Here is a 13,186-nt window from a genome sequence, read left to right as displayed (position 1 = left end):
GAGGCGCGTACGCTGGGGTCCGGTGTGACCTCGCTGGTGGTGTTTCTGGCGATTGCGGTAGGCATTTTCTACGCCGCCGAGGTCTGGCTGGAGCCGGGGCATGGCAAGAATGCGGGCATTCTGGCCGCGGGGCTGGCGGTGATCATGCTCTATGCCTTTGCGCTGCTGGAGCGGGCGCTGAAGCTCAACCTGATGTCGCGGCTGGCAAGTCAGGTGATCATCGTGCTGATCCCGCCGCTGGCGCTGATCTTTCTGGTGCTGGGCACGATCTTTCTGGGCGTGGCCACCCCCACCGAGGGCGGCGCAATGGGCGCGGTCGGCGCGCTGGTGCTGGCCTTTGTGAAAAAGCGGCTGAGCCTTGAGGTGATCCGCTCGGCGCTGGCCTCGACCACGCGGCTGTCTGCCTTCGTGATGTTCATCTTGCTGGGCGCGCGGGTGTTCTCGCTGACCTTCTACGGGGTGAACGGGCACATCTGGGTCGAACATCTGCTGACCTCGCTGCCGGGGGGCGAGATGGGCTTCCTGATCGCGGTTTCGGTGCTGGTGTTCCTGCTGGCCTTCTTCCTCGACTTCTTTGAGCTGGCCTTCATCATCGTGCCGCTGCTGGCGCCGGCGGCCGAGGCGCTGGGTATCGACCTGATCTGGTTCGGGATCATCCTTGCGGTGAACATGCAGACCTCGTTCATGCACCCGCCGTTTGGCTTTGCGCTGTTCTACCTGCGCTCGGTCGCGCCGCGGCAGCGGTTCATCGACAAGGTGACGGGCAAGTGGACCGAGCCGGTCAAGACCAGTCAGATCTATTGGGGGGCGGTGCCCTTTGTGGTGATCCAGATCGTGATGATCGCCGTGGTGATCGCCTTCCCGCAGATGGTGATGCACTACAAGGGCCCGGCTATCGACCCGTCCAAGGTGCAGATGACCCTGCCCGACATGCCGGGGCTGGGTGGCGGCGGCTTTGGTGGACTGGGCGGCTTTCCTCCGCCGGGGGCGCCTGCTGCGCCGGGCGGGGGCCTTGGCCTGCCGCCTGCGCCGGGCGGGGGGCTGGGTGGTCTGGGCACGGGCGGGCCGAATTTCGGCACCCCGCCCGCGATCCCCGGCAATTGAGCCTTGCAAGACACGACCGGCGGCCTTCGGGCCGCCGGTTTCGTTTCACCCCCCGCGTGGCCCGAAAAAGATAACGGCCGTTCCTGCCAACGCCAGCGCAAGGGGCGGCGCGCGCCCGCAGCCGCCCCGGCCGGACGCTGAAACAGCCTGCGATCTTGGTACCGGCAAGCGGAGACGGAACGGTGAGCTTTATCCGCCGCCGCCCGGTTGGCGGGGCGTTGCGCCTGCAAGACCCGGAACGGGAAACCCGTCAGGATGTGCGGGGCCGTCGCGCGGCCCCGCACCAAAGCGATCAGAGCGTGCCGTTGCGCTGCTGGATCATCTGGTAGGTGTCGAACGTGTATTCCGACAGTTGCGCCCAGAGATAGGCATCCTTCTTGAACGCCTGCTGGCTGTCAAAGATCTTCTTGAAGGGGGCGTTGGTCGCGGTGATCTCGGCATAGACCTCGTCCGAGGCCTTGCGGCAGGCGTCCAGAACCTCTGCGCTGAACGGGCGCAGTTGCGCGCCATTCGCCATCAGCGATTTCAGTGAGGTCGGGTTCTTGAAGTCGTACGACGCCATCATGTCGCTGTTGGCGGCCTGGCACGCGGCGGTCAGCACCGATTTGTAGGCGTCGGGCAGGCTGTCCCATGCCGCCTTGTTGAACATCGCGTGCAGGCAGGCGCCACCTTCCCACCAGCCGGGATAATAGTAATAGGGCGCGACCTTGTAGAAGCCCAGCTTTTCGTCGTCATAGGGGCCGACCCATTCGGTCGCGTCGATGGTGCCTTTTTCCAGCGCCGGGTAGATGTCGCCACCCGCGATCTGCTGCGGCACGCCGCCGAGTCGTTCCAGCACCTTGCCGGCAAAGCCGCCGATCCGCATTTTCAGGCCCTTAAGATCTTCGGGCGTGTTGATCTCCTTGCGATACCAGCCGCCCATCTGCGCGCCGGTATTGCCGCAGGGCAGGGCGTGCAGGCCTTGGGCATTGTAAAACTCGTTCAGCAGCTCGTTGCCGTTGCCGTAGTAGAACCAACCGTTCTGCTGGCGCGCGTTCAGCCCGAACGGCACGGCGGTGCCCAGCGCATAGGTGGGGTCTTTGCCCCAATAGTAATAGGACGCGGTATGGCAGGCCTCGACCGTGCCGTTGGCCGCGGCATCGGCGGCCTGCAGGCCCGGCACCAGTTCGCCCGCGGAAAACACCTGAATGGTGAAATTCCCGTCGGTCATTTTGGTGACGTAGTTCGCCATGGTTTCCGCCGCACCATAGATCGTGTCGAGCGATTTGGGGAACGACGAGGTCAGCCGCCAGCTGACCTTGGGTGCGCTTTGCGCAAGTGCGGGCGTGGCAAGGCCTGCAGCCGCAGCGGCGGCGCCGCCCAGCGCCCCCTTGCGGATGAACGAACGACGATCCATTCGATAACTCCTCCCGTCATGATTTGGCTGTCCCACAGGGTTCCGGCCCGCCAGTGTAGGCGGCTCCTCCCGGCCCGTGGTCGCCGCGTTACTTTAGCTGTCGCTCAGCACCTGTAAAGCTCCGTGATCGGGCCTGCGATGCCGCCCGAGATGCCACCGCAAACAGGGGCGCGCAGCGCAAAGAAAAACCCCGAAGCGCGGGGCGCGCGCTTCGGGGTCGGATCGGACGTGGCGCGGGGCGCCCGTGACGGGCCTTACAACTGGCCGCCGCGCTGCTTGATCATCATGAAGGTATCGTAGTTGTATTCCGCGACCTGCGTCCACAGATAGTTGTCGTTGCGGAACGCCTTGATCGAGCCCCAGAGCTTGGCGAATTCGGGGTTCGTGGTCTCCATCTCGGCATAGACCTCGTTGGCGGCGTTGAAGCAGGCTTCCAGAATCTCGGGGCTGAACGGGCGCAGTTGCGCGCCCTGCGCCACCAGCGACTTGATCGCGGTGGGGTTCTTGTAGTCGTATTTCTGAAGCATGTCGGCGTCGGTCGCATGGGCCGCGGTGCGCAGCAGTGCCTGATACGACGGGGGCAGGCCCTCATAGGCCGCCTTGTTGAACATGAAGTGGATGGTCGGGCCACCTTCCCACCAGCCGGGATAATAGTAATAGGGCGCGACCTTGTAGAAGCCCAGCTTTTCGTCGTCATAGGGGCCGACCCATTCGGTCGCGTCGATGGTGCCTTTTTCCAGCGCCGGGTAGATGTCGCCACCCGCGATCTGCTGCGGCACCACGCCCAGTTTTTCCATCACCTTGCCGGCAAAGCCGCCGACCCGCATCTTGAGCCCCTGAAGATCGGCGACGGTGTTGATTTCCTTGCGGAACCAGCCGCCCATCTGCACGCCGGTGTTGCCACCCGGCAAGCCGAACAGGCCCTGTTTCGCGAGGAATTCGTTATACAGGTCGATCCCGCCGCCGTGGTAATGCCAGGCATTGATGCCGCGTGCCGACAGCGAGAACGGCACCGCGGCTGCAACTGCCCAGGCCGGATCTTTGCCCCAGTAGTAATAGCCCACGGTGTGGCAGGCCTCGACCGTGCCATTGGCCGCGGCATCGGCAGCCTGAAGGCCCGGCACCAGTTCCCCGGCCGAAAAGACCTGAATCTGGAAATTGCCGTCCGACGCCTCGGACACCATTTTCGACAGCACTTCGGCGCCGCCGAAGATCGTGTCGAGCGATTTCGGGAACGACGAGGTCAGGCGCCAGGTCACTTTTGGCGCCGACTGCGCCAGCGCGGGCGCCGCGAGCGTGCCGGCTGCGGCCGCGCCCGCGCCACCGATGGCGGCCTTGGTCAGGAATGAACGACGATCCATTGGGGCTCCTCCCATGATTGATCTGTCCCGGCGGCGGCCCTGGGGCGGCCTGAACCGGATGTGCGCGCATCTTACACGCGGGAAAACGCCTGTCCAGAAGGGCCGAACAGGTCTGCGGCGTTTCGCACTGTTTCGGCTAAGTCCTTGAATGCCTTTTTATTTGGCATCTACCCGGCAGGGCGGCGCGGGGTGCGGGGTGATCAACCCCCGCGTGTGTCTGGCAGCGCGATCCGGGCCACCTGCTCGGCAATCGGATCGACCGACAGCGGGTGGGTTTCGCCGGAATGGTCCGACGGATCGCCGATCGGCTGCCACTGCCCGCCCTTGTAGATTTCCAGCGCGCCGAACTTGGCCTTGTAGCCCATCTTGCGGCTACCGGGCACCCAGTAGCCCAGATAGACATAGGGCAGCCCGGCGCGGCGCGCGATTTCGACATGATCCAGGATCAGATAGGTGCCCAGCGAGGCGTCGTGCCGGTCAGGGTCGTAAAAGCTGTAGACCATTGACAGCCCGTCATCGAGCACGTCGGTCAGGCTGACGGCGATCAGCGGGCGCGCCGCGCCGGGGGTGGGCGGTGCACTGCGATATTCGATCACCCGGCTTTTGACCGGGGTTTCCTCGATCATCGCGGCAAATTCGAAAATGTCCATGTCGGCCATGCCGCCATCGGCGTGGCGACTGTCCAGATAGCGGCGGAACAGCGAAAACTGCTCCTCGGTTGCCCAAGGGCTGGTGGCGGTGCGGCGCAGGTCGGCGTTGCGTTTCAGGGTGCGGCGCTGGCTGCGGTTTGGTTCAAAATCGGCTACCCGGATGCGCGCCGACAGGCATGCCGCGCAATCGGCGCAAGAGGGGCGATAGAGCACGTTCTGCGACCGGCGAAACCCCTGTCGTGACAGCGCATTGTTCAGCTTTTCCGCCCCCTCGCCTTGCAGCGCCGTGAACAGCTTGCGTTCGGCCCGCCCCTCAAGGTAGGGGCAGGGCTGCGGCGCGGTCACATAGAACTGCGGGGCAAGGGGAAGGGAGTGGCGCATCATCGGCCGGATATAAGGGCGATCCTGCCATTACGCTAGCAAGTTGCGCCCGACCCGCCAAGCCTAATGTCACAACCGCCGCCCCGGTGGCCGGGGCGGCGCAAATGGATCCCGTGGGAACGGTCAGCGCCCGTCGCGCTCGCCTGGTTCGGCCGGGGCTTCGGGGGCGGCTGCGGCGCGGGCGCGTTCGTCCATGTATTGGTCAAACTCGGCCTTGTCGCGGGCGGCGCGCAGGCGGTGAAGGAAGGCCTCGAACTCGGCCTGTTCGCGTTCCAGCCGGGCCAGCATGTCGGCCTTGTAGGTGTCAAAGGCGGCATTGCCGGTAAAGCGGCGCGGAGCGGCCATGGACGTTGCCTGCCAGCGCGGGCTGGAGGAACTCAGCCGTCCGGTCCAGGCCAGATAGGCCAGACCCACAAGCCCGAACGGGCCGGTGAACATGAAGGACAGAACCAGAACGACGATCCAGGCGCGGCGACCGCGCGCGTCAAGCCAGTCTTCGGCACGCAGAAAGCGGCTGTAGACGGCGTTGAAGCATTGCGCGTGTTCGGGCCGCATCTGGACGGTGTTCGGAAAGGGGGCGGTGCTGGGCATGGCGAACTCCGTGGCGTCAAGGATGTGAATTTGTTTCACATGCGTAAGATCGGCGTTGCACGGGTTGGCTTCAAGGGGTGATGTAAAGAAAGTTTACATCCCGCCCGCACTATTCGGTGAAGTCGGCCAGTTTGGCCCCGGTGACGCGGAGCAGATCGGCGGGCGCGATGGAAAAGATGTGGCGCGGGGTGCCCGCCGCTGCCCAGACTGTCGCAAACTGCGTCAGGCGGGGGTCCAGAAAAGCGCGCACCGGGGTCAGATGGCCCACGGGCGCCACGCCGCCGATGGCAAAGCCGGTTTCGGCCCGGATCAGCGTCGCATCGGCCTTGCCCAGCGGCTGACCCGCCACCCGGCTGGCCTTGTCGGTGCAGACCTGTTTGCCGCCTGCCGTCAGGAACAGCATCACATGGCCTGATGTTTCGCCCCGAAAGATGATTGACTTGGCGATCTGATCGACCGTGCAGCCCGCCGCCGCAGCGGCCTGTTCGGCGGTGCGGGTTTCGGCGCCCATCTCCAGCACCTCGACAGCCAGCCCCGCATCGCGCAGCGCGGCCTGCACCCGGTTCAGGCTTTTGCTCATGCTGGCGGACCTGCCCGCAGCTCTGCAATCCGCGCGGCCAGCGCGCGGGTCGAGCCGTCCTTGCCGGTGCCCGGATCGCGCCCCTCCAGCACCGGGGCCAGTGCCAGCGCCAGTTCCTTGCCCAGTTCGACCCCCCATTGGTCAAAGCTGTTGATGCCCAGAATCACGCCCTCGACAAACACCCGATGTTCATACAGCGCCAGGATCGCCCCCAGTGCTTCGGGCGTAAGCTGCGGATACAGCAGCGTGGTCGAGGGCCGGTTGCCCGGAAACACCCGATGCCGCGCCTGCCGGTCCAGTTCGGCGCCCGACAGCCCCTTGGCAGCCATCAGCGCGCGCGCCTCGTCCAGCGACCGGCCGCGCATCAGCGCCTCGGATTGGGCCAGACAATTGGCGACCAGCAGCAAATGCTGATGCGCCAGATCAGGCTCGTGCCCGTTGGCGGCCAACAGAAATTCGCAGGGCACGACGCGGGTGCCCTGATGGATCAGTTGATAAAAGGCATGTTGCCCGTTGGTGCCCGGCTCGCCCCAGACCACGGGGCCCGAGTGAAACGGCAGGTCGGTGCCATCCATCGCGACACGCTTGCCGTTCGATTCCATCTCAAGCTGTTGCAGATAGGCGGGCAGGCGCGCCAGTCGCTGGTCATAGGGCAGCACCGCGCGGGTGGCGTAGCCGCAGATCTGGTTGTGCCAGATCCCAACCAAAGCCAGCAGCACCGGCAGGTTTTCGGCAAAAGGGGCGGTGCGGAAATGCCCGTCCATCGCCCGCGCCCCGGCCAGAAAGCCATCAAAGCGTGCCGCCCCGATCGCCAGCATCAGCGACAGCCCGATCGGGCTCCAGACCGAATAGCGGCCCCCGACCCAATCCTCAAAGCCGAACACCCGCTCGGGCGCGATGCCCCATTCTGCGGTGCGCCCGGTGGCCGACGACAGCGCCACGAATTGCGCCGCCGGGTCGGCCACCCGCGCCGCCATCCAGCGCCGGGCGGTTTCGGCGTTGGCCATCGTTTCGGCCGTGGTAAAGGTTTTGGAGGCGACGATCACCAGCGTCGTTTCGGGGTTCAGCACCGCCAGCGTGTCATGCACATGTGCCCCATCGACGTTCGAGACGAAATGGCACCGCGGCCCGTCATGCACATGCGCCAACGCCAGCGTGGCCATCGCCGGCCCAAGGTCAGACCCGCCAATACCGATATTGACCACATCGGTAATGCGCCCGCCCTGCGCGGCAAACCGGCCGGCGCGCACATCTTCGGCAAAGGTGCGCATCCGCGCCAGCGTGGCGCGAACCGCTGGCATTACATCCTGCCCGTCCACGGGGATCGTGGCCGCGCCCGCGCGCAGTGCGGTGTGCAGCACCGCCCGGTCTTCGGTTTCGTTGATCCGCGCGCCCTGAAACATCGCCGTACGCCGGGCCGCGACGCCCCGCGCCTCGGCCAGCCGGATCAGCAGATCGCGCGTCGTGGCATCAATGTTGGTCTTGGAGTAATCGAACAGAAAAGCCCCGAATTCCGCACTGAAATCGGCTGCGCGATTTTCATTTTCGAACAATTCGGAAATCGGGCGATCCTTCACCGCGGCATGGTGCAGGTGCAACTCGTCCCAGATGGTCATGTCATTCAGCCCAATGGATCGTGGCGTGGGAAAGCACGGCGCGGACGGGTGCCTGTTCAAGGGGCAGGCTGGCGGCGCGTTCAATCGCGGCGCGTTTGTCGGCTCCGGTAATCAGGATATGCAGCCGCAGCGCCGCCTTCAACACCCGAGCGGTCAGGGTGATGCGTGGCTCGCCTGCGGCATCGGCGCGCAGCGCCATCAGCGCCGGCGCATCGGGGGCCAGCGCCTGAGCCAGACGGTCGGCACCGGGAAACAGGCTGGCGGTGTGCATGTCGGCCCCCATGCCCAGCAGCAGCACCGAAATCGGCAGATGCGGGGTGATCCCTGCGGTCAGTTCGTCCAGCCTGTCTTCGGGCGTTGGGGCTGCGGCATAAAGCGGGATCAGCCGGGCCGCAGCGGCCGGGCCGCGCAGGAACCGCGCGCGCAACAGCGCGGTGTTGGAACGCGGGTTGTCCTCGGGCACCCAGCGTTCGTCATTCAGGAACACCGCAACCTTGGCCCAGTCGAGATCGACCCCCGACAGCGTGTCGAACACCGGCCCCGGCGTGGTGCCCCCCGGCAAACACAGGCTGGCATGGCCCTGCATCCGCAGCGTTTCGGACAATTCGCTGGCAAGCCGGTCAGCCAGCGACAGCGCCATCAGCTCGCGGTCGGGGTAGTCGATGATCTTCATTCGCGGATCTCCCGCCAGCGTCGGCCATCGCGGTGCATCAACATAAGCGCATCCTCTGGCCCCGAAGACCCTGCGTCATAGGGCTGCGGGCGGTCGCCGCGCGCCTCCCATGCGGCGATGATCGGGTCGGTCCAGGCCCAGGCAGCCTCGACCTCGTCGCCGCGCATGAACAGGGTCTGGTTGCCGCGGATCACATCCATGATCAGCCGTTCATAGGCGTCGGGAATGTCGGTACCATCCTCGCCAAGCGCGGTGGCAAAGGACATGTCCAGCGGCACTTGCACCAGCCGCATTCCGCCTGGCCCCGGTTCCTTGATCATCACCTTCAGGTTGATCCCCTCATTCGGTTGCAGCCGGATCACCAGCACGTTTTCGCGCCAGCCGCGAGCATCGTCAAAGATCGAATGCGGCGGCTCCTTGAAGGTGATGGCGATTTCCGACGTGCGCGCGCGCAGCCGCTTGCCGGTGCGCAGATAGAACGGTGTCCCGGTCCAGCGCCAGTTGGCCACATGCACCTTGAGCGCGATATAGCTTTCGGTGCGGCTGGCGGGGTTGCCCGCATCATGCAGATAGCCCGCCCCCCCCGGCGCCGGGTCGCGCGCCACATATTGCCCCCGCACGATGTCGGGCGCGGGCACCGGCTGCAATGCGCGAATTACCTTCAGCTTTTCGTCGCGTACCGCGTCGGGGTCGAAATGCCAGGGCGGCTCCATCGCGATCAGGCACAGTAGTTGCAGCATGTGGTTTTGCACCATGTCCCGCATCGCGCCTGACTTGTCGTAATACGCCCCCCGGCCTCCGACACCGACGGCTTCGGCGACCGTTATCTGCACATGGTCGATATACTGGGCGTTCCACAGCGGCTCGAACAGGATGTTGGCAAAGCGCACGGCCATCAGGTTCTGAACGGTTTCCTTGCCCAGATAATGGTCGATCCGGTAAATCTGATGTTCGGCAAAATGTGCGGCCAGCGTGGCATTCAGCGCCCGTGCCGAGGCCAGATCGCGGCCAAAGGGCTTTTCCACCACGATCCGGGTTTGGGGTGTGGCAAGTCCGTGCTCGTGCAGCCGTTCGGCCAGCTCGCCAAACAGCCCCGGCGCCACCGAGAAGTAAAACGCCCGCACCACATCGGGCCGCAGCGCGGCTTTCAACGCCCCCCATCCCGCAGCCCCCGACACGTCGATGGCGACATAGCCGATCCGTTTCAGAAAGGCGGCGATTTCGGCGGGGTGCTGCTTGGCCGCGTCCACATGTGCGGCCAGCGCGTCGGCCACCATGGCGCGAAAGGCGGCCTCGGTCAGGTCGGACCGGGCGGCGCCCAGAATGCGTGCCTCGGGCGGCATCTGCCCCGCCAGGTGGCGCCGATACAGTCCGGGCAGGATCTTGCGCTGGGCGAGATCGCCGGTGGCGCCAATAACCACCAGATCGAACGGATCGACCGGAATCACGCGAGACACCATCTGCAACTCCGCTTCGGCCCTGGGATCGGACCTCAAGCCTTTGTGCCGCCCCGGCCCGGCAAAGTCCAGCGTGCCCCGCGGCCCGGCAGGCACACAGACGTGATGACCCCCCCCTGTTCAGGCGGCGATGCGGCGGCTAAGGAAAATTATGTTATAGCGTAACGCGAGGGTGAAATGGATCATTCAAGAGATCTGGCGCAGGCAGGCCAGAGCGCGACAGCGGCGGGTGCGGTTCAGGTGCCCTTTGCCGGTTTGGGCCAGTTGTGGCTGAACGCGGGATCGTTGTGCAACATCACCTGCGCGCATTGCTACATGGAAAGCTCGCCCGAAAATGACCGCCTGTCGTATCTGACGGTCGCCGATGTGGTGCCGTTTCTGGATCAGGCACCTGATCTGCCCGAGGTGGTGCTGACCGGGGGCGAGCCGTTCATGAACCCCGACATCATCGAGATTCTGCGCGCGGTTCTGGCCCGTGCCGGGCACGCGGTGGTGCTGACCAACGGCATGGGGCCGATGCAGCGCCCGCGCGTTCAGGCCGGTCTGCTGGATCTGCTGCGCGATTTCGGGCCGCGGCTGGTGCTGCGCGTCTCGCTCGATCATTTCCGGGCCGACCGGCATGATGGCGAGCGTCGGATGGGGGCATTCGCGCGCACGGTGCAGGGCATCGACGGGTTGCTGGGCCGGGGCTTTCGCGTCGAGGTGGCCGGGCGCGGGCGCTGGCCCGAGGATGCGGCAGCGTTGCGGGCGGGCTATGCGGCGCTGTTTGCGGCGCGGCGCTGGCCGCTGGATGCCTTCGATCCCGCGCAGTTGAGCATTCCGGCCGAAATCGGCGGCACCCCGGCCGAGGCGGGGGCGACCCCGGCCTGCGCGACGGGGCGGATGGTGGTGCGGCGCAAGGGGGCGGCTGCGCCGGTGGTGCTGGCCTGTCCGTTCCTGCCCTATGATCCGCGCTTCGAGATGGGCGCGACGCTGGCCGAGGCCGCGCGGCCCGTCACCGCGCTGCATCCGCACTGCGCGGCCTGCGGCGTGGCACCGGCTGCGGCCTGAGCGGCGCCCGTTTCACGCCCGGTCCAGCCAGTTCAGAAGGGCGGGCAGATCGGGTGCGATTTCCTCGGCCAGATCGCCGGCGAAGGCGTCAAAATCGGCGCGCATCCGGGGTGGCACCGACAGGATCACCGGCACCCCTGCGTCCAGCGCGGTGGCGATCAGGGGGCGGCAGCCGCGGCCCTCGGCCTCGATCCGGCCGAATTTGTTGAGGATCAGCACCGCGGTGTCTGGGCGCAGCCGCGCCGCGGCCTCGCCCAGCGCGGTTTCCAGTGCGCCGGTATCCAGCGCGCAGCCCTCGGCGCCCGCGCCCAGGGTCTGGCTGATGCCCAGCCGCGCCCCGTCGGGCAAAAGCCGCACGGTCATTGTGCAGACCGGGCCATCGGCAGGGTCTTGCACCAGCCCGGCCACCGCCACCCCGCGCGCCAGCAGCCCCTCGGCCAGTGCCGCCAGCAGCCGGTCGGCCGCGCCACGATCCGGGCAAGAGACAAAGCCCAGCCTCATGCCGCCAGCGCTTTGCCCAGTCGCGGCAGCTTGGCCCGTTTCATCAGCCCCCGCAGCGGCTGCGGCTGGCCCGAAAGCCGCTCGGCCTCGGCACGCACCGCCTCGGTTGCGGCGACGACGGTTTCGGGGTGATGCGACCACAATTCCCACAAGAACCCGTCGGGATCGCGCCGGGTCAGCCCTTCGGCGGCCAGTGCGGCGCGCGGAAAATCGACGGCGTTGAAGGTGATGATCCCGTCGGCGCTGCCCGCGATGGCGGCGGCAAGAACGTGGATATCGTTCCGGTCGGGCAGATCAAGCCGCGCCTCCAGCCCGGCGTGGCGGGGCACCGCTGCGCCGGGAAATGCCGCGCGCAACGCCGCGACCTCGCCGCGCGCCACGGCCTCGGCCCCCGGCCCCAGACGGGCCGCGGCGCGCGCCCATTCCTCAAGGATGCGGTCGGACCAGAGCGGCGCGAACAGCCCCGCGCGCGCCACGCCGATCAGGATTTCGCGCAGCACGGTCGGGTAAAGGACGCAGGCGTCCAGAACCATTTTCATCCATCAAGCCGGAAGAACAGCGCCTTGAGATAGGCGGTTTCGCCAAGCTGCGGCAGCATCGGATGGTCAGGTCCGGCAAAGCCGGTGTGGATCAGTTGCCCGCGCCGCCCGCCGCGCCCGATGCCGCGCGCGCTGGCGTTGCGGAAGGCGGTCAGGTCGGCGGCATGCGAGCACGAACACAGCCCCAGATAGCCCCCCGGCGCCACCAGCGGCGCTGCCAGCCGTGCCACCCGTTCATAGGCGCGCAGCCCCGCTTCCAGCGCCTGTTTCGAGGGGGCGAAGGCGGGCGGGTCGCAGACCACCAGATCAAAGCGCGCGCCTTCGGCGGCCAGCGCCTCCAGCGTGGCAAAGGCATCGCCCTGCCGCGTGGCAAAGCGCGCCCCGGCCCCCATCGCCGCCGCGCCCTGTTCGGCCAGCGCCAGCGCGGGTGCCGATCCATCGACGGCCAGCGCGCTGGCCGCGCCGCCCGCAAGCGCCGCCAGCCCGAAGCCGCCGACATGGGCAAACACATCCAGCACACGCGCCCCCCGCGCCAGCCGCGCGGCAAAGGCATGGTTGGGGCGCTGGTCAAAGAACAGGCCGGTCTTTTGCCCGCCCAGCAGGTCGGCCATGTAGACCGCGCCATTCATCGGCACCGCCACGGGGCCATCCAGCGCGCCGGTCAGCACCACGGTTTCCTCGGGCAGGCCCTCCAGCGCGCGCGACCGGCTGGCGCCGTTCTTGACGATGGTGGTCACGCCCGTCACCTCGGTCAGCGCCGCGGCCAGATCGCCCAGCGCGGCCTCGGCCCAGGCGGCATTGGGCTGAATCACCGCCGCATCGCCAAAGCGGTCGATGATCACGCCGGGCAGGCCGTCGGCTTCGGCATGAACCAGCCGGTAAAAGGGCGCGTCATGCAGCCGCTCGCGCAGCGCCGCCGCCCGCGCGATGCGCGCCGCGATCCAACCCCGGTCGATCACCGCCTCGGGGTCGCGGTCCAGCATCCGCGCGATGATCTTGGAGCCGGGGTTGACCGTGACCAGCCCCAGCGCGCGCCGCTCGCCATCCTCCAGCAGCGCCAGCGTGCCGGGTGCCAGCGCCTGTGTGCGCCGGTCGGTGACCAGTTCGTCGGAATACACCCACGGAAAACCGTGCCGGATCGCGCGGGCCTCGGCCTTGGGGCGCAGGCGCACAACGGGAAGGGGGCGGGGCAGATCGGTCTGGGTCATCGGGGGCCTGTGGTTGGGGGACTGGCCTTCCTCTATCCCGATCGGGCGGGTTGCGAAAGCACCATCAGGCGCCCCGCCC

Annotated in this window: 13 protein-coding genes; 2 read left to right on the top strand and 11 right to left on the bottom strand. The window is 67.0% G+C overall.

The features are described 5' to 3' along the window. The coding region (locus tag C5F46_RS09465; protein ID WP_146160220.1) for a TRAP transporter large permease subunit at nucleotides 1–1,104 on the top strand (1,104 nt) is incomplete at its 5' end. Between the two features lie 292 nt (nucleotides 1,105–1,396). On the opposite strand, the gene C5F46_RS09460 is transcribed toward C5F46_RS09465, so the two are convergent. The 8 genes from C5F46_RS09460 to zwf all read right to left on the bottom strand — a co-directional run bounded on the left by C5F46_RS09460 (nucleotide 1,397) and on the right by zwf (nucleotide 9,812). Further along, a complete protein-coding gene (locus C5F46_RS09460; protein WP_107325113.1) occupies nucleotides 1,397–2,500 on the bottom strand; it encodes a TRAP transporter substrate-binding protein in 1,104 nt (367 codons plus the stop codon). A gap of 254 nt (nucleotides 2,501–2,754) precedes the next feature. After that, a complete protein-coding gene (locus C5F46_RS09455) occupies nucleotides 2,755–3,861 on the bottom strand; it encodes a TRAP transporter substrate-binding protein (protein WP_107325112.1) in 1,107 nt (368 codons plus the stop codon). A gap of 200 nt (nucleotides 3,862–4,061) precedes the next feature. Further along, nucleotides 4,062–4,892 (bottom strand): arginyltransferase, encoded by an 831-nt coding sequence (locus C5F46_RS09450; RefSeq protein ID WP_107325118.1) that lies wholly within the window; start codon nucleotides 4,890–4,892, stop codon nucleotides 4,062–4,064. Nucleotides 4,893–5,015: 123 nt separating this feature from the next. Further along, entirely contained in the window at nucleotides 5,016–5,483 is a 468-nt protein-coding gene (locus C5F46_RS09445; protein WP_235820135.1) for a DUF2852 domain-containing protein, read from the bottom strand. 109 nt (nucleotides 5,484–5,592) lie between these two features. After that, nucleotides 5,593–6,063, bottom strand: coding sequence for a YbaK/EbsC family protein (locus C5F46_RS09440; RefSeq protein ID WP_107325111.1), 471 nt, complete (start codon nucleotides 6,061–6,063; stop codon nucleotides 5,593–5,595). Next, nucleotides 6,060–7,679 (bottom strand): glucose-6-phosphate isomerase, encoded by a 1,620-nt coding sequence (gene pgi / locus C5F46_RS09435; protein WP_107325110.1) that lies wholly within the window; start codon nucleotides 7,677–7,679, stop codon nucleotides 6,060–6,062. The genes C5F46_RS09440 and pgi overlap by 4 nt, the downstream gene beginning before the upstream one ends. 1 nt (nucleotide 7,680) lies before the next feature. Then, nucleotides 7,681–8,352, bottom strand: coding sequence for a 6-phosphogluconolactonase (pgl, locus tag C5F46_RS09430; protein ID WP_107325109.1), 672 nt, complete (start codon nucleotides 8,350–8,352; stop codon nucleotides 7,681–7,683). Continuing rightward, the gene (zwf, locus tag C5F46_RS09425) at nucleotides 8,349–9,812 is read right to left on the bottom strand and encodes a glucose-6-phosphate dehydrogenase (protein ID WP_107325108.1); all 1,464 of its coding nucleotides are present in this window, start codon (nucleotides 9,810–9,812) and stop codon (nucleotides 8,349–8,351) included. The genes pgl and zwf overlap by 4 nt, the downstream gene beginning before the upstream one ends. A gap of 174 nt (nucleotides 9,813–9,986) precedes the next feature. Between zwf and C5F46_RS09420 the strand changes: the two genes are divergently transcribed. After that, entirely contained in the window at nucleotides 9,987–10,859 is an 873-nt protein-coding gene (locus C5F46_RS09420) for a radical SAM protein (protein WP_107325107.1), read from the top strand. Between the two features lie 12 nt (nucleotides 10,860–10,871). Here C5F46_RS09420 and C5F46_RS09415 read toward each other — a convergent pair whose 3' ends face one another. Genes C5F46_RS09415 through C5F46_RS09405 form a run of 3 tightly spaced genes read right to left on the bottom strand, consistent with a single transcriptional unit; the run spans nucleotide 10,872 to nucleotide 13,107 of the window. Beyond that, nucleotides 10,872–11,360 (bottom strand): DUF2478 domain-containing protein, encoded by a 489-nt coding sequence (locus C5F46_RS09415; protein ID WP_107325106.1) that lies wholly within the window; start codon nucleotides 11,358–11,360, stop codon nucleotides 10,872–10,874. After that, the gene (locus C5F46_RS09410; RefSeq protein WP_107325105.1) at nucleotides 11,357–11,899 is read right to left on the bottom strand and encodes an RSP_2648 family PIN domain-containing protein; all 543 of its coding nucleotides are present in this window, start codon (nucleotides 11,897–11,899) and stop codon (nucleotides 11,357–11,359) included. Before C5F46_RS09410 ends, C5F46_RS09415 begins: the two co-directional genes overlap by 4 nt. Then, the gene (locus tag C5F46_RS09405; RefSeq protein WP_107325104.1) at nucleotides 11,896–13,107 is read right to left on the bottom strand and encodes an RSP_2647 family RNA methyltransferase; all 1,212 of its coding nucleotides are present in this window, start codon (nucleotides 13,105–13,107) and stop codon (nucleotides 11,896–11,898) included. Before C5F46_RS09405 ends, C5F46_RS09410 begins: the two co-directional genes overlap by 4 nt. Between the last annotated feature and the right edge of the window lie 79 nt (nucleotides 13,108–13,186).

Source organism: Phaeovulum veldkampii DSM 11550 (assembly GCF_003034995.1).
Taxonomy (GTDB): Bacteria; Pseudomonadota; Alphaproteobacteria; order Rhodobacterales; family Rhodobacteraceae; genus Phaeovulum; species Phaeovulum veldkampii.
The sequence above is the reverse complement of the archived record's forward strand: the minus strand, read 5'-3'. Positions and strand labels throughout refer to the sequence as shown.